21 protein-coding genes are annotated in these 22,134 nt (G+C 68.3%); 8 read left to right on the top strand and 13 right to left on the bottom strand.

The annotated features are described in order from the left end of the window. Nucleotides 1-14: 14 nt before the first annotated feature. Nucleotides 15-788: a hypothetical protein gene (locus tag IHQ52_RS11395; RefSeq protein ID WP_182156246.1), complete on the bottom strand. Its 774-nt coding sequence runs from the start codon at nt 786-788 to the stop codon at nt 15-17. A 255-nt stretch (nt 789-1,043) separates the two neighbouring features. After that, nucleotides 1,044-2,075, bottom strand: coding sequence for an Rv2578c family radical SAM protein (locus IHQ52_RS11390; protein ID WP_006434480.1), 1,032 nt, complete (start codon nt 2,073-2,075; stop codon nt 1,044-1,046). A gap of 79 nt (nt 2,076-2,154) precedes the next feature. Here IHQ52_RS11390 and IHQ52_RS11385 point away from each other — a divergent pair, with 79 nt between their 5' ends. After that, nucleotides 2,155-3,417: a serine/threonine-protein kinase gene (locus IHQ52_RS11385; protein ID WP_182156248.1), complete on the top strand. Its 1,263-nt coding sequence runs from the start codon at nt 2,155-2,157 to the stop codon at nt 3,415-3,417. A gap of 63 nt (nt 3,418-3,480) precedes the next feature. Here the strand turns inward: IHQ52_RS11385 and IHQ52_RS11380 are convergent, their stop codons facing one another. Together IHQ52_RS11380 and IHQ52_RS11375 are read right to left on the bottom strand one after the other, a co-directional pair. Continuing rightward, nucleotides 3,481-4,200, bottom strand: coding sequence for a LuxR C-terminal-related transcriptional regulator (locus IHQ52_RS11380; RefSeq protein WP_276530809.1), 720 nt, complete (start codon nt 4,198-4,200; stop codon nt 3,481-3,483). After that, the gene (locus IHQ52_RS11375; RefSeq protein ID WP_220455776.1) at nt 4,197-5,537 is read right to left on the bottom strand and encodes an ATP-binding protein; all 1,341 of its coding nucleotides are present in this window, start codon (nt 5,535-5,537) and stop codon (nt 4,197-4,199) included. Before IHQ52_RS11375 ends, IHQ52_RS11380 begins: the two co-directional genes overlap by 4 nt. A gap of 132 nt (nt 5,538-5,669) precedes the next feature. Here IHQ52_RS11375 and IHQ52_RS11370 point away from each other — a divergent pair, with 132 nt between their 5' ends. Both IHQ52_RS11370 and IHQ52_RS11365 read left to right on the top strand, forming a co-directional pair. After that, entirely contained in the window at nt 5,670-7,130 is a 1,461-nt protein-coding gene (locus tag IHQ52_RS11370) for a PspC domain-containing protein (RefSeq protein WP_182156250.1), read from the top strand. Continuing rightward, nucleotides 7,127-7,357: a hypothetical protein gene (locus IHQ52_RS11365; RefSeq protein ID WP_182156252.1), complete on the top strand. Its 231-nt coding sequence runs from the start codon at nt 7,127-7,129 to the stop codon at nt 7,355-7,357. Before IHQ52_RS11370 ends, IHQ52_RS11365 begins: the two co-directional genes overlap by 4 nt. A 62-nt stretch (nt 7,358-7,419) precedes the next feature. Here the strand turns inward: IHQ52_RS11365 and guaA are convergent, their stop codons facing one another. Continuing rightward, nucleotides 7,420-9,012, bottom strand: coding sequence for a glutamine-hydrolyzing GMP synthase (gene guaA / locus IHQ52_RS11360; protein WP_182156254.1), 1,593 nt, complete (start codon nt 9,010-9,012; stop codon nt 7,420-7,422). A 49-nt stretch (nt 9,013-9,061) separates the two neighbouring features. On the opposite strand from guaA, the gene IHQ52_RS11355 reads away from it, so the two are divergent. The 3 genes from IHQ52_RS11355 to IHQ52_RS11345 are packed head-to-tail and all read left to right on the top strand — an operon-like array spanning nt 9,062 to nt 10,988. Further along, nucleotides 9,062-9,688, top strand: a complete 627-nt coding sequence (locus IHQ52_RS11355) for a biotin transporter BioY (protein WP_040004483.1) — start codon at nt 9,062-9,064, stop codon at nt 9,686-9,688. 26 nt (nt 9,689-9,714) lie between these two features. Beyond that, the gene (locus IHQ52_RS11350) at nt 9,715-10,389 is read left to right on the top strand and encodes an energy-coupling factor ABC transporter ATP-binding protein (RefSeq protein WP_006434472.1); all 675 of its coding nucleotides are present in this window, start codon (nt 9,715-9,717) and stop codon (nt 10,387-10,389) included. Beyond that, nucleotides 10,386-10,988: an energy-coupling factor transporter transmembrane component T family protein gene (locus tag IHQ52_RS11345; RefSeq protein WP_006434471.1), complete on the top strand. Its 603-nt coding sequence runs from the start codon at nt 10,386-10,388 to the stop codon at nt 10,986-10,988. The genes IHQ52_RS11350 and IHQ52_RS11345 overlap by 4 nt, the downstream gene beginning before the upstream one ends. 73 nt (nt 10,989-11,061) lie before the next feature. Here IHQ52_RS11345 and IHQ52_RS11340 read toward each other — a convergent pair whose 3' ends face one another. The 3 genes from IHQ52_RS11340 to guaB all read right to left on the bottom strand — a co-directional run bounded on the left by IHQ52_RS11340 (nt 11,062) and on the right by guaB (nt 15,807). Further along, on the bottom strand, nt 11,062-12,825 hold the full coding sequence (locus IHQ52_RS11340) for a GMC family oxidoreductase N-terminal domain-containing protein (RefSeq protein ID WP_006434470.1): 1,764 nt from the start codon (nt 12,823-12,825) through the stop codon (nt 11,062-11,064). Nucleotides 12,826-13,051: 226 nt separating this feature from the next. Further along, nucleotides 13,052-14,209, bottom strand: coding sequence for a GuaB3 family IMP dehydrogenase-related protein (locus IHQ52_RS11335; RefSeq protein ID WP_006434469.1), 1,158 nt, complete (start codon nt 14,207-14,209; stop codon nt 13,052-13,054). An 86-nt stretch (nt 14,210-14,295) separates the two neighbouring features. Next, entirely contained in the window at nt 14,296-15,807 is a 1,512-nt protein-coding gene (gene guaB, locus IHQ52_RS11330) for an IMP dehydrogenase (protein WP_024500326.1), read from the bottom strand. Nucleotides 15,808-15,988: 181 nt separating this feature from the next. Here guaB and IHQ52_RS11325 point away from each other — a divergent pair, with 181 nt between their 5' ends. Continuing rightward, entirely contained in the window at nt 15,989-16,378 is a 390-nt protein-coding gene (locus IHQ52_RS11325; RefSeq protein WP_006434467.1) for a DUF5319 domain-containing protein, read from the top strand. Nucleotides 16,379-16,482: 104 nt separating this feature from the next. Here the strand turns inward: IHQ52_RS11325 and IHQ52_RS11320 are convergent, their stop codons facing one another. From IHQ52_RS11320 to IHQ52_RS11310, 3 genes are all read right to left on the bottom strand, one after another. Next, complete coding sequence (locus tag IHQ52_RS11320) at nt 16,483-17,565, bottom strand: anti-sigma-D factor RsdA (protein WP_024500325.1); 1,083 nt, start codon at nt 17,563-17,565, stop codon at nt 16,483-16,485. After that, nucleotides 17,549-18,136, bottom strand: coding sequence for a sigma-70 family RNA polymerase sigma factor (locus IHQ52_RS11315; RefSeq protein ID WP_024500324.1), 588 nt, complete (start codon nt 18,134-18,136; stop codon nt 17,549-17,551). Before IHQ52_RS11315 ends, IHQ52_RS11320 begins: the two co-directional genes overlap by 17 nt. A gap of 120 nt (nt 18,137-18,256) precedes the next feature. Further along, nucleotides 18,257-19,147 carry a hypothetical protein gene (locus IHQ52_RS11310; RefSeq protein ID WP_006434464.1) on the bottom strand — a complete coding sequence of 297 codons (891 nt, stop codon included), beginning with the start codon at nt 19,145-19,147 and terminating at the stop codon, nt 18,257-18,259. Nucleotides 19,148-19,564: 417 nt separating this feature from the next. On the opposite strand from IHQ52_RS11310, the gene IHQ52_RS11305 reads away from it, so the two are divergent. Then, entirely contained in the window at nt 19,565-19,861 is a 297-nt protein-coding gene (locus IHQ52_RS11305) for a WhiB family transcriptional regulator (protein ID WP_006360721.1), read from the top strand. Nucleotides 19,862-19,996: 135 nt separating this feature from the next. Here the strand turns inward: IHQ52_RS11305 and groL are convergent, their stop codons facing one another. After that, nucleotides 19,997-21,613, bottom strand: coding sequence for a chaperonin GroEL (groL, locus tag IHQ52_RS11300; RefSeq protein WP_006434463.1), 1,617 nt, complete (start codon nt 21,611-21,613; stop codon nt 19,997-19,999). 120 nt (nt 21,614-21,733) lie between these two features. Beyond that, entirely contained in the window at nt 21,734-22,033 is a 300-nt protein-coding gene (gene groES / locus IHQ52_RS11295; RefSeq protein ID WP_004019185.1) for a co-chaperone GroES, read from the bottom strand. Between the last annotated feature and the right edge of the window lie 101 nt (nt 22,034-22,134).

The raw sequence follows: 22,134 nt of genomic DNA, 5'->3' as shown, positions 1-22,134 counted from the left end.
GTTCACCCCTGCCATCAGTTCGCGACCGCGAGGACCGGACGAGCACTCGTCGTCGAGACCATCTCCACCGTCCGGCCGGCACCCTGGCCTCGTGCCAGGAGATCGACCTCGGTGCTCTGCGACTGCCTGCCGCGTCCCGAGGCCGTGACCTGCAGCCTCATCCCGCCGATGCGGCCGTAACCGCTGCGTGCGGAGTCCAGGTCGGTGGCGCCGGGCACCAACGGGCTGTGGCGGTAGGTGAGCACCCGCGCCTCGATGGTCAGCTGCGCACCCGGCCATGTGCCACCGGCGACCAGCAGGACCGACGACTGTTTGCGTACGCGTCCCATCACCACGCGCGCCCGTGACGGGGCGACCGCATCCGCCGCGCCCACCCCCGGTCCGACCTTGCCGAGCACCACCAGGTCCATGCCGTCGAGCAGCACCGCGGCGACCTCCACCGGATCGATGCCGGGATCGGGGATGGTGGCGATGCGCGAGAGGTCCGCACCCATCTCCACCGCCGACAACAGGCTCAGCCGGGGCATCCCGACGATCCCGACCTGACCGCCCGCGCGGGTGACCGATGCGATCATCGCGACCAGCAACGAGTTGGCACCGTCGAATCGGGCGACCGTTCCACGCGGAATCCCGTTGTGCGGCAGTATTTCCGACAGCGGTTCGGGGATCGGCAGCACGCCTGCGGCCGGATCACGCGTCTCCACCGCGTGCCGGTCGGGACGCCCCGACATCGCCGCCATGCGTCGGCGGAGTCCGGCCAATTCATCCGTACGGGACGACACATCCATGACACTCTCCAGTCGCGTGGTGGTACTCGAGCGAGCCGGGAAGGTGCTGCGCCATCTGATTATCGAACCGCCGCAAGGAATGATCCGAGAGTGATCTCGTCCGCCGATCATTCGAACATTGTTTCGATACCCAGAGGGTAGAACCACCCACCGACAAGCGTCAACCGACAGCCATCAGCACCCGATCGACGGACGTAACACGTTGCACTGGCGCATCTTTCGTCACAGAAAGCAAACCTGTGGCGCGACCGGGACTCAGAACAGGGTGAGCGCGTGCTGCAGTTCGGGCGCGGCGACCGACCCCGCCGGCTCCGCATCCGCGCCGGACTGCCGTAGGCCGCCCGAGCCCGCCAGCCCGTGGCGCTGCACCATGGGTTGCATCCGCTCCCGCAGCCACGACGAGTACTCGGGTGTCACGTAGGCACCGCGTCCATAGAGGCCGCGGTAACGGCGGATCAGCGCCGGGTGCTCCTCGGCCAGCCACTCCAGGAACCAGGGTTTGGTCGAGGACCGCAGATGCATCGGGAACGCCGTCACGCCCGACGCGCCGGCCGCGGCCAACGCCTCCAGCAGCGCATCGAGGTGCGACGTCGAGTCGGTCAGGTAGGGAATGACCGGTGCGACCATCACATGAGGCGCGAGGCCGGCGTCGGCGAGGTCGCGGATCAGCGACAGCCTGGCCTGCGGCGACGGTGTGCCCGGTTCGATCTTCTTCTGCAGATCCGGGTCGATGATGGCCAGCGAGATCCCGATGCTCACCGGGATCTGGGCCGCCGCCTGCCGCAACAGGGGCAGGTCACGCCGGATCAGCGTGCCCTTGGTGAGGATGGAGAACGGCGTCCGGGACTCCGCCAGCGCCGAGATCACCCCCGGCATGAGCTTGTACCGGCCCTCGGCCCGCTGATAGGGGTCCGTGTTGGTTCCCAGCGCGACGGTCTCCCGCGTCCAGGAGCGTCGTTTCAGCTCCTTGCGCAGCACGGCGGCCACATTGAGCTTCACGACCACCTGGGAATCGAAGTCCTTGCCCGCGTCGAGGTCGAGGTATTCATGCGTCGGCCGGGCGAAACAGTACCGGCACGCGTGGGTGCATCCGCGAAAAGTGTTGACGGTGAACTGAAACGGGAGATACGAGGCCTCCGGGACACGGTTGAGAGCACTCTTCGCCAGCACCTCGTGGAAGGTGACACCCTCGAAGTCGGGCGTCCGCACCGACCGCACCAGGCCGGAGCGGCTCAGCCCGGGGAGTGCCCCGTCGTCGACCTCGACCGCCTGCTCGGACCATCGCATACCAGCGAGTCGAACACATGTGCGATCGGACTGTCAAGTGCGATGCCCGCCGGCGATCCCTCGCCGCTATCATCGCCGTATGCCACCGTCCGTCGGAACCCATCATGCCCCAGGTCCCCAGTACCTGGTGGCCGGCCGATACCGCCTGAAGTCGCGGATCGGCGGCGGCGGCATGGGCACGGTGTGGCTCGCTCGCGACCAGCTCCTCGATCGCGACGTGGCCGTCAAACAGGTCGTCTCCACCGAGGGCCTCACCGAGGATTCCGCGGACAACGTCCGTAAGCGGGCGATGCGCGAGGGTCGCATCGCCGCGAAGCTGTCGCACCGCAACGCCATCGCGATGCACGACGTCGCCCTCGACCGCGGTGAGCCATGGCTGGTGATGGAGTACCTGCCGTCACGCAGCGTCGCCCAGATCCTGCACGCCACAACGACGCTCGAGCCGATGGAGGCCGCCCAGATCGGTGCGCAGGTGGCCGACGCGATGGTCGAGGCCCACGCGGCCGGCATCGTGCACCGCGACATCAAGCCGGGCAACATCCTGATCGCCGAGGGCGGCCGCAACGCCGGCCTCGTCAAGATCACCGACTTCGGCATCTCGCGGGCCAAGGACGATGTGACACTCACCCAGACCGGCGTGATCACCGGCACCCCAGCCTATTTCGCTCCCGAGGTGGCCCGCGGCGCGGAGCCGATGGAGGCCTCCGACGTCTATTCGCTGGGTGCCACGATCTACACGATGGTCGAGGGCCAGCCACCGTTCGGCGTCGACGACAACTCGATCGCGTTGCTGCACAAGGTCGCCCGGGCACGGATCAATCCGATGACGAAGGCCGGTGATCTCGAACCGGTGCTGCTCCGTCTGCTGGAACCGAGTCCGACGAAACGACCGTCGATGGCGGAGGCGCGCGACGCCCTCACCGCTTTCGCCGCCGGCTCCCGCGGCACCAGGGACCAGGTGCTCACCGGCCTCATCACCCGCCCCGGAGCAGGTACGCCGGTGTGGGCGCAGCGCGCCAACCGCTCGTCGACCACGGGACCCCATCGCCCGGTGGCCGGCGCGACCCTGCCGCCGTACGCCCCGACCGTGGCCGGCGATCGCGGCTCACGCGACATCCCCCATACGCGGCAGGAGCACCACTCCCCGACGCTGATGTCGACGCCGCAGCCGTATTCGGCTGCCTCCCAGTCGTCGTCACCCCATCGTCAGCCGATGAACCCCGGCTATGGGGAACCGTCCCGGAACTCGGCCACCTCGAGCACGGCCCTCGCGGTGTCGGTCTTCGTGTTCTTCGCCGTGCTGGCGGTGCTCGTGGTCCTCGCGATCGCGCTGTTGCGCTAGGGTTTCGACAAGCTCAACCAGCGGAGACGAGCTCAACCAGCGGAGACGAGCCCAACCAGCGGATCAGCCGATGTGGCGTGTCGCCGCCCAGCGGGTCAGGGCGTTGCGGTTGGACTGCTGGGTCTTGCGCAGCACGTTGGATGCGTGCGTCTCCACGGTCTTGATCGAGATGAAGAGCTCCTCGGCGATCTCCCGATAGGTGTACCCGCGGGCCAGCAGTCGCAACACCTCGAGTTCACGGCGGGTGAGGGAGTCGAGTTCCGGATCCAGCGGCGGTTCGGGCGCCGACGACTTGCCGGTGAACGAATCGAGCACGAACCCGGCCAACCGGGGGCTGAACACCGCATCGCCCTCCGCGACACGACGCACCGCATCGGCGAGTTCGGCGCCGTCGATCGTCTTGGTCACGTACCCGCGGGCACCGGCCCGGATCGTCGCGATCACGTCTTCGGCGGCGTCGGAGACGCTCAGGGCGAGGAAGACCGGCGTCGACGCCGCATCGGTACCGAGCCGGTCGAGTACGCCACGCAGCACCGCGACCCCGCCACCGGCCGGCATGTGGACGTCGAGGAGCACCACGTCCGGTGCGGTGGAGACGATTCCGGCGATCGCCTCCGGCACCGTACCCGCCTCCCCGACCACCCGCAGTCCCGGTTCGTCGGCCAGCTCCGCGCGCACCCCGGAACGGAACACGGCGTGGTCGTCGACGAGGTACACGGTGTAGCCCGACGCCGGTGCGCCGGTGGTCGTGTCCATCGAATTCGAGGTCTGCTGGGGGGTCATCGCACCTTCCGGTCGTCCGTTGTTTCCTTCTCTGCCTGCTCCGTCTGGGCCTGATGCACCGGCGGTGCGCCGGTCTCCGCGCCCACCTCGTCGACCTCGTCGACCGCCTCGTCGACCGCCTCGTCGACCACCGGTACACGGTCGACGCGCGGCATCGTCAGAGCGACATTCGTCCCGCGCCCCGGTGTCGAGGTGATCGCCACCCGACCGCCCATCCGTTCCATCCGCGACCGGATCGACCGGCTGATCCCCTGGCGGTCGTCGTCGACGACCATCGGGTCGAAGCCCACGCCACGGTCGCGGACGAACACCTCGACCTGGTCCTCGGTCACCTCGCTGTACACGTCGACCGTGCGCTCACCGGAATGCTTGGCCGCGTTGACCAGCGCCTCCCTGGTCGCCCCGGCCAGCGCCGACCATCGTTTCGCATCCCGCGCGTCGTTGGGCCGCAGATCACCGACGGTGATGATCTCCACGTCGACGCCATAGGCGTCCTCGACCTCCGCGCCGACGCTGCGCAGCGCCGCCGCGAGCGAACCGCGTTCCTGCGCGGGGTCGCCGAACAGCCAGGCACGCAACTCCCGTTCCTGGCTGCGGGCGAGCCGCGCGACCTCCTCGGGACGGTGGGCCTTCTTCTGGATCAGCGCAAGGGTCTGCAGCACCGAGTCGTGCAGGTGCGAGGCGATCTCCTCGCGTTCGGCATTGCGGATGCGTGCGGCGCGCTCTTCGTTGAGGGCACGCCACATCCGCATCCACAGCGGCACGGTGAGGAGCACGACGCCGATGAGTGTCGCCACCACCGCGAGGATCGTCGAGTTGAGGCCGCCGAAGCTGCGATCGCCGGCGACGACGATCACCACGAGTCCGCCGACGACGAGCAGCACGCCGCCGATCAGTCGTGTCCAGGTCAGCAGCGGAGCGCGGGGCGCGCGGTGGGAGGTGTCGAACTCCCGCCACACGAGGCTCGCACCGATCGCGATGAACACGAAGGGAACGAGATACTCCGCAGGTGTGCCCGAGGCGGCGAAGCCGACGACCGACATCGCGACGAGCCCGATCACCGCGAGCCCCAGGGACTGCCGGCGCTCGCCCGGCGCGGGCAGAGCGGTGTCCTTGCCGGGCGGGCAGAAGAACCAGAGCAGACCGTAGGCCACGACCCCGGCTCCGGCCAGCGCGGCGAGCACCACGAACACGATCCGGACGCGGAAGACGTCGACCCCCAGATGGTCGGCTATCCCGCCGGCGACCCCGGCGACCACCCGGCCGCCGTCCCGGCGTACCAGCCGCGGCGCAGGCTCCACCTCCGTTCCACTCACCCCTCGATGGTCCCATGGCATGCCAATCCGGACATCGGGGTTCTCCCCCGTTTCTCCACCCGTGACTCGGGGTGCCCGACCCGCACCCCCGATCGGCGCCGGGGGTGAAATCAGGGGATCACCCGATGTGCTGCGGGCCCTCGAGGGAGCACGATGATCCCCATGGACACCAAGGAGTTCCAGAATCAGCTCAGGGAGCTGTGGTCGACGCGCCCCTATCGTCCGGAGAACCGGACCATCGCCGGCGTGTGCAGTGGCATCGCGGCCCGCTACCGCGTCGACCCCACGCTCGTGAAGGTCGCCTTCGTGGTCTCCGCCTTCTTCGGCGGCAGCGGGTTGATCCTCTACCTGGCGGCCTGGATCGCGTTCCCGGGGTCCCAGCGCGCCCATGCCGAAGCACTGCGCGCCGCGTACTCCGGCGGCCACGGCGGGCACCGACGCCACGGTCACGGCCACGGCTGGGGCAATCCACAGGTGATCGTGCTGGTCGTCCTCGCGATCGTGATCGTCACCTCGATCGGCCCCAACCGCACCTGGGGTTCGGGTGGCCTGGTCGGCGCGATCCTGATGCTCGGCGGGTGGTACCTGCTCTATCTGCGCACGCCCACGCCCCCACCCGGGACCAGCATCGACACCGTGGCCGTCACCGACGTCGTGGTCCCACCGCCGTCGGCGGGGCAATTCGAACGATGGGTCCCACGCACCATGAGCGATACCGGGATGACCGGTTCCGGGACGACCGGTTCTGGGACGACCGCCGCGAACTCGGCGAGCACACCCACCGTCGACCTGCAGAAGTCCACGGCCGACACCGGCCCGAACGCGGCGGCAACGAAGGAGACGGGCATGAACCAGGGCGACGTCGACACCGGATCGGCCGGGCAACGCTGGTCTCCCCTGCCGACTCCGGTGCCGGCCTCCGACGACCTCGACCCGGCACCGCCGGCCTGGGATCCGTTGGGAGCGGCCCCGTTCGCCTGGGATCTCCCCGAACCCGCCGCCCCGGTGAGGTCCATCGAGCCTCGGCGCCGTCGGTCACCGCTGACCATGGTCGTCCTCGGACTCGCGATCATCGTCGGCGCGGTCGGGGCCGCCCTGAATCAGGCAGGGGTGGACTGGTTCACCACGCCCCGAGTCCTCTCGTTGTGCCTCGCAGTCGTCGGCGCGGGCCTGTTGCTGGCCGCAACCCTCCGACGACGCACCGGCGAGCACAGCACCGGTCTCCTGCCCGTGGCCATTCTGCTGGGCGTCGCGACGATCGTCACCACGACGGTCTCGGGGATCACGATCCCGAACGGAGGGGCCGGCGATCGAGTGTGGAAGCCGTTGACGGAGAACGACATCCAACCCGAGTACTCCCTCGGCGTCGGCGAGATGACCCTCGACCTGCGCGAGGTCGACCTCACCGCGGACCGGCGGGTGGAGCTCCAGAACGGGATGGGCGTCATCAAGGTCGCGTTGCCCGAGAACATGAACGTCCGTGTCACCTGCGACACCGGGATCGGCGACATCGACTGCCCCACCGGACTCGACGGTGGTCGCGACGGCACCGACGGACCCGTTCTCGAGATCGACGCACACACCGGCATGGGAGAGGTTCAGGTCACACGATGAGCGAGCAGATGAACGGCGATCCCGCCGCTACCGAGGACTACGCCGAATCAACGCACCGCGCACCGGGATTGGGGATCGTGGGGATCGCGGCACTGGCCGTCGCCGGGTGGGGTCTGGCCGGCGGGCCGGCACTTCCCGAAGCAGCCGACCTCGGCTGGGCCGCCGTCGGCATCGGGCTGCTGATCGGACTGATCCTCATCATCTCCGGGACTCGCAGCCGGAGATGAAAGGCGAGGGGTGAACACATCAGGCCGGCGTCGTGATCACGACGCCGGCCTGATGTGTTGTGTCACTCCCACTCGATGGTGCCCGGCGGCTTGCTCGTCACGTCGAGGACGACGCGGTTGACGTCGGGGACCTCGTTGGTGATCCGGGTCGAGATGATCTCGAGGACCTCGTAGGGCACGCGCGTCCAGTCGGCGGTCATCGCGTCCTCGCTCGAGACCGGGCGCAGCACGATCGGATGACCGTAGGTACGGCCGTCACCCTGGACGCCGACGCTGCGGACGTCGGCCAGCAGCACCACCGGGCACTGCCAGATCTGGGCGTCGAGACCGGCGGCGGTCAACTCCTCGCGGGCGATGAGGTCGGCCTTGCGCAGCATCTCGAGCCGATCGGCGGTCACCTCGCCGACGATGCGGATCGCCAGACCCGGACCCGGGAACGGCTGGCGCGCCACGATCTCCTCCGGCAGGCCGAGTTCGCGGCCGACGGCACGGACCTCGTCCTTGAACAGCAGGCGCAGCGGCTCGACGAGGCTGAACTCGAGATCCTCGGGCAGGCCGCCGACGTTGTGGTGGCTCTTGATGTTCGCGGTGCCGCTGCCGCCACCGGACTCGACCACGTCGGGGTAGAGCGTGCCCTGGACCAGGAAGTCGACCTTCTCGCCCGTCTCGGCCTCCTCGCCGAGGACCTCGCTCACCGCGCCCTCGAAGGAGCGGATGAACTCGCGGCCGATGATCTTGCGCTTGGTCTCCGGGTCGCTGACACCGGACAGTTCCTCGAGGAACTTGTCGGCGGCGTCGACGGTGACGAGCTTGGCACCGGTCGCGCCGACGAAGTCGTGCTGGACCTGCTCGCGCTCACCGGCTCGTAGCAGTCCGTGGTCGACGAAGACGCAGGTGAGACGGTCGCCGATGGCGCGCTGGACCAGCGCGGCGGCCACCGCGGAATCGACTCCGCCCGACAGACCGCAGATCGCCCGGCCGTCGCCGATCTGGTCGGCGACCGCGTCGATGAGGGCGTCGGCGATGTTCGCGGCGGTCCAGGTGGCCTCGAGACCGGCGATCTCGTAGAGGAAGCGGGTGAGGACCTGCTGGCCGTGCGGGGTGTGCAGCACCTCGGGGTGGTACTGGACGCCCGCCATGCGGCGCTCGAGATTCTCGAACGACGCGACCGGAGCACCGGGCGTCGAACCGGTGACGATGAAGCCCTCCGGCGCCTGCTGCACCGCATCGTTGTGACTCATCCACACCGGCTGGGTCTCGGAGAGGCCCTGGTGCAGGACACCGCCACTGTTCACCGTGAACGTGGTGCGGCCGAACTCGCGGCCGCCGGTGTTGGCTACCTCGCCACCCAGCTTTGCCGCCATCGCCTGGAAGCCGTAGCAGATGCCGAAGACCGGGATGTCCAGGTCGAAGACGGCGGGGTCGAGTTCCGGGGCGTCCTCGGCGTACACCGACGCCGGTCCGCCCGAGAGGATGATCGCGACCGGGTTCTTCTCCTGGATCTTCGCCAGCGGGACGTCGTGGGAGATCACCTCGGAGTAGATCCGCGCCTCGCGCACCCTTCGTGCGATCAGCTGCGCGTACTGCGCTCCGAAATCGACGACGAGTACGGGCCGCGGGCCCTCGAGGAAATCCTCGGCAGAAGAGTCTGTCACCCGGCCGAGTCTAGTGGTCGACCTCGACGTGAAATACTTCGACACCGACATGACTGCATCTACCCGTACCTCCGCTTGGTCGCTGAGCATCGGCGACCTCACCCAGGCCGCCGTCTTCGCCGCGTTGATCGCCGCGCTCGGCCTGCCCGGGACCATCAACATCGGCTCCAGTGGCGTGCCGATCACATTCCAGACGCTGGGTGTGATCCTCGCGGGCGCCGTCCTGGGCCCGAAGAAGGGAACTCTCGCCGTCGTCATCTTCATGGTGCTGGCCATCGCGGGACTCCCCATCCTGTCCGGCGGACGCAGCGGCCTCACCGCCCTGGCCTCCCCGACCGCCGGCTACTTCGTCGGCTGGCTGCCGGCGGTCATCGTCATCGGTGTGCTGACTGCGGCGATGCTCGCGGTCGGCGACCGGCCGCGGTACCGCGTGCTCTGGGGCATCGGGATCAACGCACTGGGCGGGATGTTCGTCATCTACCTGTTCGGCATTCTCGGGTTGATCCTGCGCACCGATCTGACGGTGTGGGCGGCGATCACGTCGAACGGCCCGTTCCTCATCGGCGACGTGATCAAAGTCGTCGTCGCCGCACTGGTGGCCGCGCAGATCCACCGCGGCCGCCCCGGCCTCATCGAGCCGCTCCGACTGTTGCGGCGCTCCGGCGCCGACAGCTGAGCCGACCCGGCCGGCGCCACACCTCGATGATCGAGTTCACGAACGTCTCGCACTCCTACGACGATCGGGTCGTGCTGCGTGACGTCTCGTTGAATCTCACCGAGAACCGGATCGGGATCGTCGGGGCCAACGGCAGCGGGAAGTCGACGCTGGCGCGGATGATCAACGCGCTCGTCGTGCCGGTCTCGGGCACCGTGACCGTCGACGGTCTTCTCGTCGCCCGGCACAAACGTGAGGTCCGACGCCGTGTCGGGTTCATCTTCTCCGACCCCGACCGGCAGATCATCATGCCGACGGTCATCGAGGACATCGAACTGTCGCTGCGCCGTACCGACCTCGACAAGAAGCAGCGCGCCGTCCGGGCCCTCGAGGTACTCGAGCGTTTCGGTCTGGCCCAGCACGCCGACCATCCCGCTCAACGACTGTCCGGCGGACAGAAACAACTTCTCGCGCTCGCGTCGATCTTCGTGACCGACCCGGCGATCATCGTCGCCGACGAGCCGACGACCTTGCTCGATCTGCGCAACACCCGCATGCTCACCGACGTCTTCGCGTCACTCGACGAACAGCTGATCGTCGTCAGTCACGACCTCGACATCCTCGATGGCTTCGACCGGGTCATCGTGATCGACGAAGGCCGGGTGGTCGCCGACGACGAGCCGGCTCCCGCCATCGCGTTCTACCGGACCCTGATGTCGTGAACGTCCTCGGCGTCTACCGTCCCGGGAACACCCTGCTGCACCGGCTTCCACCGGGCGTCAAATTCGTCGCCATGGCGGTGGCGATCCTCGTGATGTCGCTGACCGTGGGGACACTGCTCACGCTGGGGGTCGCGACCCTCGGTGTCGCGGCGACCTTCGCGCTCGCCGGCATCGGCCCGCTCGAGGCCTGGCGTCAGCTCCGCCCGCTGACCTGGATGTTGTTGTCCATCTTCGCTTTTCAGGTCATCTTCACCGACTGGCAGCGCGCGGTGGTGATCTGTGGCGTCCTGGCGCTGTCGGTCGCCCTGGCGACGGTCGTGACGCTGACGACCCGCACCACCGACATGCTCGATGCGATCGTGCGCGCCCTGGGTCCGCTTCGACGGATCGGGGTGCGCACCGACCTCATCGCCATCGCGCTCGCACTGACGATCCGCGCCATCCCGCTGATGGTCGAGGTGGTGCGCGAGGTCGACGAGGCACGCCAGGCCCGCGGGCTCCGGCCGGGTCCGCGGATCCTGGTCGCGCCGGTCGTGCTCGCCGCCCTCCGCACCGCGGACGGCTTCGCCGACACACTCACCGCGCGCGGGCTCGACTAGCGCGGGAGGTGGGGATCAGGTCGCGTTTTGTCCCGGTCTCCGGGACAAAACGCAATCTGATGAGTTTCGGAATCTACGCGGTGACGCCCGGGCCCGTGACCGGTGTGATCGGCAGCCGCAGCGCGCCGGGAGCGTCCGCCGGGACGACGGGCGCCGCCGGGACCGTGGGGTCGATCCGCTGGTAGCTCTCCCCCTGCGCGGGCCGACGGTCTTCCTCACCCTTGTTGGGCCACAACGCGACCGCCCGTTCGGCCTGCGCACAGATCGTCAGCGAGGGGTTCACACCGAGGTTCGCCGAGACCGACGCGCCGTCGGTGACGTGCAGCGTCGGGTAGTTCCACACGCGCTGATACGGATCGATGACACCGCTGTCCGGATCGTCGGAGATCGCACACCCGCCGAGATAGTGGGCGGTCAGCGGCATGTTGAGGATGTCGCCCCAGGTGCCGCCGGCGACGCCGCCGTTCAGCTTGGTCGCCATCCGGCGAGTTGCCTCGTTGCCCTTGGGAATCCATGTCGGGTTCGGTTCGCCGTGACCCTGTTTGCTCGTGATGTAACGCAGCGGTCCGCGCTTGCGCACGAAGGTCGTCAGCGAGTTGTTGTTGTTCTGCATGACCAGCGCGATCACCGTCCGCTCACTCCACTGGCGCACGACGAGCAGCCGCACCAGCAGGAACGGGTTCTTCGCGACCTGCTTGAGGATCTGCCCGAACCGGTTGCGGCGCGTGCCGCCGTCGGTGAGCAGCGTCTGCAAGTAGGCAATTGCATTGGAGCCCTTGCCATATCGCACCGGCTCGATGTGGGTGTTCGGTTCCGGATAGAACGACGACGTGATCGCGACGCCGCGTGAGTAGTCGTGCTCGGGGTCGACCCGCGAACCCATCGCGCCCAGGATCGACTCCGAGTTGGTCCGGGTCAGCCGGCCCATCGCATCCGAGATCTGCGGCAGCGTGGTGACTTTCGCGTGATGCATCAGTCGCTGGGTGTTGAACGTCCCCGCGGCGAGGATCACCTGGCCGGCGGTCAACGTGCGCCGACGACGTCCCAACGGTCCCCACGACGACGAGTGGTGTGTCCCGACCTCCCACGAGCCGTCTGCCCGCTGGACGAGGGAGTCGACCGTCGTCCGGTCGATGATGGTGGCGCCGTTGCGTTCGGCGAGTCCGAGGTAGTTCTTCAGCAGGGTGTTCTTCGCACCGACGCGGCAGCCGGTCATGCAGGCACCGCATTCGGTGCACGCGGTGCGGTCGGGTCCGGCGCCGCCGAAGTACGGGTCGGGCACCGTCTCGCCGGGTGCACCCTCGAGTCCGGTCTTGGCACCGAAGAACACGCCGACGGGCGTGGGCGTCACGGTATGGCCGACGCCCATCTCCTCCGCCACCTCCGCGACGATCCGGTCGGAGTCGGTGATGGTCGGGTTGGTGACCACGCCGAGCATCCGCCGGGCCTGGTCGTAGTACGGGGTGAGTTCGTCCTCCCAGTCGGTGATGTGGTTCCACTGCGGGTCGGTGAAGAACGGTGTCGGAGGCTTGTACAGGGTGTTCGCGTAGTTCAGCGAACCGCCGCCCACACCCGCGCCGGCCAGGATCATCACGTCTTTGAGCGCATGGATGCGCTGGATGCCGTAGAGACCGAGCTTCGGGGCCCACAGCCAACGGTTCAGCCGCCAGCTGGTCTTGGCGAACTCCTCGTCCTCGAAGCGGCGTCCCGCCTCGACGACACCGACGCGGTAACCCTTCTCCACCAGTCGGAGCGCGCTCACGCTGCCACCGAATCCGGAGCCGACGACGAGGACGTCGAAGTCGGTGGAGCTGTCGGATCGCTTTGTCACACCCATGGAAACCATACTAATAGCTGTTGTCACATGGGATAAGCCAGGTCACCCTAACCCTTCGATACGCGTCCTCCGCAAGCTCCGGACGCTACTCAGGGAGCGAGCGACGGGTCTCCGCAAGCTCCGGACGCTACTCAGGGAGCGAGCGACGGGTCTCCGCAAGCTCCGGACGGTACTCAGGGAGCGAGCGACGGGTCTCCGCAAGCTCCGGACGGTACTCAGGGAGCGGTCAAGCGTGGACGGACAGCCCCACGCGCTGGAATTCCTTGAGGTCGCAGTACCCCGCCTTGGCCATCGCGCGCCGCAGCGCACCGACGAGGTTGAGCTCGCCGAACGGATCGTCGGACGGGCCGTTGAGGACTCGATCGAGGCTCGGGCGGTCGGCGTTGCCGGCCACCTGGAGCAGCGCCCCGCGCGGGGTGTCGGGGTGAGCGGCGGCCGACGGCCAGTACCAGCCACCACCGGGAGCCGACGCCGAGGCGGCGAGCGGCGTACCGAGCACCGCGGCATCGGCACCGCAGGCGATGGCCTTGACCAGGTCACCTGAGGTGTGGATGTCGCCGTCGGCGATGACGTGGACGTAGCGTCCACCGGTCTCGTCGAGGTAGTCGCGACGGGCGGCGGCCGCGTCGGCGATGGCGGTCGCCATCGGCACGCCGATGCCCAGCACCTCACCGGTGGTCGTCGCTCCGGCTGCCGAGCCGTAGCCGACGATGACGCCCGCGGCACCGGTGCGCATCAGGTGCAGCGCGGTGCTGTGATCGAGGACGCCGCCGGCGATGACCGGGATGTCGAGGTCGGCGATGAACGTCTTCAGGTTCAGCGGTTCGCGCTGGGCCCCGTCGGCGTCGACCTGCGCGACGTGCTCGGCGGAGATGATCGTGCCGTGCACCACGAGGAGTTCGACACCCGCCTTGAGGAGGGCGGGGGTCAGTTCCGGTGCGTGCTGCGGGCTGACGCGCACCGCGGTGGTGACACCGGCGTCGCGGACCTGCGCAACCGCTTCGGCGAGAAGGCCGCTGTCGAGGGGTGCGGCGTGCAGCTTCTGCAGATGACGCACCGCCGCATACGGATCGGGATCGCCGGCGGCGATGGCGGCCAGCTCCTCGAGCTTGGCCTCGACGTCGCGATGCCGCGCCCACAGTCCCTCGCCGTTGATGACGCCGAGCGCGCCGAGCTTGCCGAGCTCGATGGCCACCGACGGCGACACCAGGGCATCGGTCGGGTGGCTCAGGATCGGGGACTCGAACCGATAGGCATCGATCTGCCACGCGGTGGAGACGTCCTTGGACGAACGGGTCCGACGGGACGGGACGATGCTGATGTCGTCCAGTTCGTAGGTCCGTCGGGCCGTCCGGCCCATGCCGATTTCGACGAGGTCACGCACCAGTGCGCCTTTCTGCGGAGTTCAGCTGCACGACGACCCTACGGCGTCCCCGGTCCGGAGGGACCGGCGGGAACGGCCGCGGGATGTCAGCGGGAATAGTAGTTGGGCGCTTCGGAGGTGAGGGTGATGTCGTGGGGATGCGATTCCTTGAGCCCGGCCGCGGTGATCTGGACGAAACGTGCGGTCTGGAGATCGGTGATCGACGACGAACCGGTGTAGCCCATCGCGGCACGCAGACCACCGACGAGCTGGTGGATCACCTGCGCCAGCGGACCGCGGAACGGCACGCGACCCTCGATGCCCTCGGGGACGAGCTTTTCCTCTTTGAGGACGTCGTCCTGGAAATAGCGGTCCTTCGAGTACGACTTGGCCTGGCCGCGGCCCTGCATCGCGCCGAGTGAACCCATGCCGCGGTAACTCTTGAACTGCTTGCCGTTGACCAGGACGAGTTCGCCCGGTGCCTCGGCGGTGCCGGCGAGCAGCGAGCCGAGCATCGCGGTCGACGCACCGGCGGCGAGCGCCTTCGCGATGTCGCCCGAATACTGCAGACCGCCGTCGGCGATGACCGGCACACCGGCCTTCTGGCACACGGCGACCGCCTCGAGGATCGCGGTGATCTGCGGGGCACCCACGCCCGCCACCACGCGGGTGGTGCAGATCGAGCCCGGTCCGACGCCGACCTTGACCGCATCCGCACCGGCGTCGATGAGCGCTTGGGCGGCCTCGCGGGTCGCGACGTTTCCGCCGACGACGTCGACACGATCGCCGACCTCCGCCTTCAGCTTGGCGACCATGTCGAGCACGAGGCGATTGTGCGCGTGGGCGGTGTCGACGACGATCACGTCGACGCCCGCGTCGGCCAGGGCCATCGCGCGGTCCCACTGCGGCCCACCGGTACCCACCGCGGCGCCGACGAGGAGACGACCGTCGGAGTCCTTGGTGGCATTCGGATGCTGTTCGGTCTTGACGAAGTCCTTGACGGTGATGAGACCGGTGAGTCGACCGTTGCCGTCCACGATCGGCAGCTTCTCGATCTTGTTGCGACGCAACAGCCCGAGCGCGGCCTCGGCGGACACGCCCTCCTGCGCCGTGATGAGCGGCGCCTTGGTCATGACCTCGGCGACCGGACGGTTCTGGTCGACCTCGAAGCGCATGTCGCGGTTGGTGATGATGCCGACGAGCTCACCCTTGTCGTCGACGACGGGCAGCCCGGAGATCCGGTACCGCGCACACATCGCGTCGACCTCGGCGAGGGTGTGCGACGGCGTGCAGGTGACCGGATCGGTGACCATGCCGGCCTCGGACCGCTTGACGGTCTCCACCTGGGCGGCCTGCGCTTCGATGGACAGGTTGCGGTGCAGCACGCCCATGCCGCCGGCGCGCGCCATCGCGATGGCCATGCGAGACTCGGTGACGGTGTCCATCGCGGAGCTCACCAGCGGCACGCGCAGCGTCACGTTCTTGGTCACTCGCGAGGAGGTGTCGACCTCACTGGGGATCACGTCCGAGGCCGAGGGCAGCAACAGGACGTCGTCGAAGGTCAGGCCGAGCATTGCGACCTTGCCGGGATCGTCTCCACCGGTGCGAACATGCGTCATCGGTCCATCGTATCGAGTCGACCGATGCGGCGATCGTCACACGTGCACTCCGGCGCCGGTGGGACGTCCGGGACCCCGCGTTCCCACGTTCGGGAACCTCCTCCGGCACCGGCTCGGATACCTTCGGAATACCTTTGGAGGGCTACGGCGGAACAGCGCCCGGATCGGCTACGGTGGTGGTGTGCGTGACCACCTGCCACCCGGCCTCCCGCCGGATCCGTTCGCCGACGACCCGAGCGATCCCGCTTCCGCACTGGACAGTGTGGAACCGGGCATCCCTCTGGACGAGAACGAGCGGCTGGCGGTCGAGGAGGACCTGGCCGATCTCGCGGTCTACGAGGCGCTGCTCGCCCACCGCGGCGTCCGCGGTCTCGTCGTCGTCTGCGACGACTGCCACGAGGACCATTACCACGACTGGGACATGCTCCGGGCCAACCTGATCCAGCTGCTCATCGACGGGACCGTCCGGCCGCACGAGCCGGCCGTCGACCCGCGACCCGACGCCTACGTCACCTGGGACTACTGCCGCGGCTACGCCGACGCCCGCAACCATTTCGACGAAGGCCGCTGACACCAGCGGGCCACCGCCCACCAGACCGACATCTCCCCCTCACACGACTGCGCCCGTACCGAGATCGGTACGGGCGCAGTCGTCTGCGGTTGGTTCCTGCGGATCTAGCGGGGCCGTCCGTCCGACGCGTCGACACCGGGCGGCGGTGTCCACGGGAAGGCCGGGAAGTCGGCGGGTGTACGCGACACCGAGGAACTCGTCGTGGGTTCGGTGGGCCCGGTGGTCGGCTCGCTCGGCGGGGCCGACTGTGACGGCTCCTCGGTCTGACCGGGCTCCTCCGCGGGAGGCGGCACCTCGGTCGTCGGTGTCGTGGTCACCGAACTGTCGGAGGGCGACCTCTGGTCGGTCCGGTTGCGCACGTCCGGATTGGTGGTCGTTGCGCCGGATTCGGTCGCCGCGGATTCCGACTGACCGGCCGACGACGTCGCATCCCGGGTCGGCGGCAGGCCGACCCCGGCGCGGAGCCGGTTCATCCAGTCCGACATCTCCTCCCGGCTGTCCTTGTCGCGCATCGGCCCCATGCTGCTCTGGGCCTTCGCGATGAAGCTCGCGGCCGCCTGCGTGTCGCCTGCGGCGATCGCCGCCTCGGCACGTTCGAGGTCCGCGCGCACATCGTGGGCGGCCTGGGTCTCCGACGCCGCCTCGGCGAACACGACCTGCTTGACGCCCCACAGCGGGTCGCCCGGTTGCGAGCCCTCGGACAGGACGGTCAGGCCGGCCGCTGCCACGATGACGATCGCGGCCGCGCCGGACACCACGCGCAGGTGGCGCACCATGCGGCGGCCACGACTCGCGCGTTCGGTGCTCGCGATCGCGCGCTCGACGTCGTCGACGGACACCAGCTGCGGCACCGGGGTCGACACGACCTCGTTGCGCCACCCCGAGAGAAGTTCTGCGAGTTGGTATTCGGTGCTGTCACGGGTGGGGACGGGCACATCGTGGGAAAGTGCGTCGAGGAAGTTCTCGTCGAAACCGACCTCGGCGATGTCCAGTGATTCCGCACCGATTGCGCCCGCTTCGTGCCCGAGAGCGTCACCGCCGGTTGCGGGCCCTCCGGCGGCGGGACCTCCGGTGGACGGGCCGCTCGGACCCGGTCCCCGACCCCGGCTCGACGGCTGACCCGGACGGCCGAGATGTTCGCGTCCGTGGACAAAGCGACGATCGCGCCAGTCAGACTCCCCGCTCATCGTGACCTCCTGTCCGTGTCAACTCGTCCTTCAGCTTCGCCAGCGCCCGGTGTTGGGCCACTCGAACCGCACCCGCGGTGCTCCCGATCATCTGGGCCGTCTCCTCGGCCGACATGCCGACGACCAGCCGGAGTACCAGCACCTCGCGCTGCTTCTCCGGAAGTATGTCCAGTAACGCGCGCATCCGCCTACTGCCGTCGGCGTCGAGAGCGGACTGCTCCGGTCCGCCGGTCACATGACCCACCTCGGGCACATCCTCCACCGGGTCGGACTTGACCCGGGCGGCCACCCGCATGGCATCGGCGACCTTGTGTGACGTGATGCCGTAGACGAAGGCCATGAACGGCTTGCCCTGGTCCCGATAACGGGGCAGCGCGGTCATCACCGCCATCAAAGCCTCCTGCGCGATGTCGTCTGCGGAGAACAGATGACGTTCTCCTACTCCGATTCGCCCTCGGCAATAGCGCAGGATCGGTTCCTGCACGCTTTCGAGGACAGAGGTGAGAGCTGCACGGTCGCCCTGGCCCGCGGCCCGGACAGCGTCGTCCAACTCACCACCTGACAGCTTCATCGCGCGTAGGAATCCCCGTGTTACAGATCGGTTGACCGTCGTGAGGCGGTCCTGTTACGGGCCGCGACACCCCTGAACGTCACCGCAACGCACGAGGCAGACCCTCAAACACCTTAGCCATCACTCCGCGGGCGTCAGTGCCATGCCCTTGCCGCTCAGCGTGGCGCGCAGTTCTCGACATCTCTCCTCTTCCGACGCCGACGCCACGCCCGTGCCGACGAGCAGGCTCGTCGCCGCCCATTCCAGGGGCATCAAACCGTGTTCACCTGCATCGACGACGACGCGACGGGCCCGCGCGGCCGATGCCTCGGAATTCCCCGCCCCGGCGAGGGCCGCCGCGTGGATGAGAGAGGTCTTCACGCGATGCCGGACCGGCACGTCCGAGGTGCCGGCCAGATGACGGACGAGCCGGTCGGCGGCCTCTGCATGAGCCAACCCCGCGGCGACGTCTCCGGAGTACAGCCCGAGTTCGGCACTGACCCATTCCCAGCGCAGCCGGCACCGGCCGTGGGTGAGCCAGTCCACGGCTTCCGATGAGGCCCACCCCTCCGGGCCGGACCCGCCCGGCCCGGACAGCTGCTCCCGAGCACGACCGAGCAGTCGCGCCGACGCCCGGAAACGAAGGAGACCGAGATTGTCGGCAGCCAGTCCGATGAGAGCATCGGACTGTGCGGCCCGTACCGGGTCGATCCGAGCCGAGTCATCCCGTCCCAGATCGTCCGCGACCGGATGGACACCCGCGACCGTTGCGAAGGCGACCCCGTCGAGTCCCAGCGCGAGATCGTGGCGTCCGCCCTGCCGCAGCAGCGAGGCCGTCGTGCTCCGGCACAGCGACAGCAACGCGGCGGCGGGTCCGCGGGGCGTCGACCCCTGTGTGGACCTCACGTCCTCGTCCAACCGCGCCAGCATGGTGAGCGCCGCGGCGTATTCACCGCGGCCTCCCGCCTCCACCGCGGCCTCCCAACGCAGTTCAAGAGCCTTGTCGAGGCCCCGTGAAGTGGTCTTGATCACTACTTCTCTTTTGGTTTGCATGAATTTAACGAACGATTCCCAACGTTAATCCTGCGACCAGATCACCGGCGGATAATAACCAGATTTCCTCGGTGTTAACCGTTGACACGGCCGTCGTTCGATGATCAGGTCGTGTTCACTCGTCGAGGAAAGCATTGGTCTTTCCATCTACGCAGGTCGCGGCCCATTACCTTCGTCCGATCAGAGGGCGTGACAACCCCTCGACCCCGCTGTGCTAGCACCATCCGTTCATCTAACCCGCCGTTAACATTTAGGAGACTTTCACTGCCCCGATGTCTGATTTCGACGGTATTGACGCCATTTCTCAGGGCCGCTTAATGTGAGCCCAAGCGTTGCAGGAAATCGACGTTTCTCGACCGAGCACCTCGGTGCGGCCTTAGACAAGGAGTAGCTGCCATGCCTCAGCCCAATCATCTCCCCGGCCCCAACGCAGACATCTGGGACTGGCAGATGTCCGGCCTCTGCCGCGGCGTCGACTCGTCGATGTTCTTCCATCCTGACGGTGAACGTGGCCGTGCGCGCGCCCAGCGTGAACGTCGGGCGAAGGAGCTGTGCCACCAGTGCCCCGTCATCGCCCAGTGCCGCGAGCACGCGCTGGCAGTGGCCGAGCCCTACGGGATCTGGGGCGGACTCTCGGAGTCCGAACGCAGCATGCTGATGAAGCGCGGCGTCGGTCGCCGCATGGCGAGCTGAGCAGTCCGTAGCCGCCGGCGGACGGCGAGCAGGGCCCTGCGGACACCACCGCGAACGACACAGGAGCCGGACATCCTCGGAGGATGCCCGGCTCCTGTGTGTGTATCACCGCTCGATCGGTGAACTACCGCTCGATCAGTGCGAGTGACCGTGTCCGGCGTGGCCGGCGGGCTCCTCGGCGGGTCGATCGGTGACCGCGGTCTCCGTGGTGAGCACCATGCGGGCGACCGACGCGGCGTTGACGACCGCGGAACGGGTCACCTTCACCGGATCGATGATGCCCTCGCCGACGAGGTCCCCGTAGGTGAGGCTCGCGGCGTTGAAGCCCTCGTTCTTGCCGAGGTTGGACACCTTGTCGACCACCACGGCGCCGTCGAGACCGGCATTGGAGGCGATCCAGTACAGCGGCGCCTTGGCAGCATCCCGCACCACGCGGACGCCCAGCGCCTCGTCGTCGGTCAGCGAGGCGGCGAGCTCGTCGAGCACCTTCGACGCCTGCACGATCGCCGAACCACCGCCGGGGATGATGCCCTCCTCGACCGCGGCCTTGGCTGCGGCGACGGCATCCTCGACGCGGTGCTTGCGTTCCTTGAGCGAGGTCTCGGTGGCCGCACCGACACGGATGACGGCGACCCCGCCGGCCAGCTTGGCCAGACGCTCGGAGAGCTTCTCCTTGTCCCAGTCGGAGTCCGACTCCTCGATCTCACGACGCAGCTGCGCGGCGCGGCCGGCGATCGCCTCCTTGGTACCCGCACCCTCGACGATGGTGGTGGCGTCCTTGGTGACGACGACACGACGTGCCGAGCCGAGGACCTCGAGGCCCACGGTCGACAGGCTCAGGCCCACGTCCGAGGTGACCACGGTGCCGCCGGTGACGACCGCCAGGTCCTCCATGAACGCCTTGCGGCGGTCACCGAAGAACGGCGACTTCACCGCGACGGCTCGGATGGTCTTGCGGATCGAGTTCACGACCAGGGTCGACAACGGCTCGCCCTCGACGTCCTCGGCGACGATCAGCAGCGACTTGCCCGCCTCGACGACCTTCTCCAGCAGCGGCAGGAACTCCGGCAGCGAGCTGATCTTGTCGCGGTACAGCAGCACGAGCGCATCCTCGAGGACCGCTTCCTGGCTGTCGACGTCGGTGACGAAGTACGGCGAGAGGAAGCCCTTGTCGAACTGCACGCCCTCGGTGATCTCGAGTTCGGTCTGCAGCCCCGAGCCCTCTTCGACGGTGACGACGCCATCGGCGCCGACCACGGACATCGCCTTGCCGACCATCTCGCCGATCTCCTCGTCGCGAGAGGAGACGGTGGCGACCTGGGCGATGGACTGCTCGCCGGCGACCGGGGTCGCGGCGGCCAGCAGGGCTTCGCTCAGTGCGTCGGCGGCCTTGCTGATGCCCTGTCCGAGCGCGATCGGGTTGGCACCGGCGGCGACGTTGCGCAGACCGGCCTTGACCATCGCCTGCGCGAGAACCGTTGCGGTGGTGGTGCCGTCACCTGCGACGTCGTTGGTCTTGGTCGCAACCGACTTGACCAGCTGGGCACCGAGGTTCTCGAAGGGGTCCTCGAGGTCGATGTCGCGGGCGATGGTGACACCGTCGTTGGTGACACTCGGTCCACCGAATGCCTTGGCGAGGACCACGTGCCGGCCGCGCGGGCCGAGGGTGACCTTCACGGTGTCGGCGAGCTGGTCGATGCCTCGCTCGAGCGCCCGCCGCGCGGTTTCGTTGAATTCAATCTGCTTGGCCATGAATCTCTTTCTTCACGGGAGTCGGTCGAGACAACGCACACCGCCCCGGTACCCCTGCACGGGGAGCCGGGGCGGTGCGTCGAATCGCGAACGACTCGCGGGGTCTGTGTGGCCCGAGTCCTACTTGCCGATGACGGCGAGGACGTCGCGCGCCGACAGGATCAGGTACTCCTCGCCGGCGTACTTGATCTCGGTGCCGCCGTACTTGCTGTAGATGACGGTGTCACCTTCCTTGACGTCCACGGGGACGCGGTTGCCCTGCTCGGTGACCCGGCCCTCGCCGACGGCGATGACGGTGCCTTCCTGCGGCTTCTCCTTGGCGGAGTCCGGGATGACCAGGCCCGAGGCGGTGGTCGTCTCGGCCTCGACGGCCTGCACCAGGATCTTGTCCTCAAGCGGCTTGATGTTCACGCTCGCCACGATGTGAGTCCTCAACTTTCGTACTGAGAAAGAATCTGCACGTTCATGGCCCTGGGACAAAACCTCGTCGTCGCGGGTGTCCGAGGCTTCGTTCAGCGCCA

The organism is Gordonia amicalis, assembly GCF_022059885.1.
GTDB lineage: Bacteria > Actinomycetota > Actinomycetes > Mycobacteriales > Mycobacteriaceae > Gordonia > Gordonia amicalis.
Note: the sequence above shows the minus strand (reverse complement) of the source record. Positions and strands in the feature narration are given on the sequence as shown.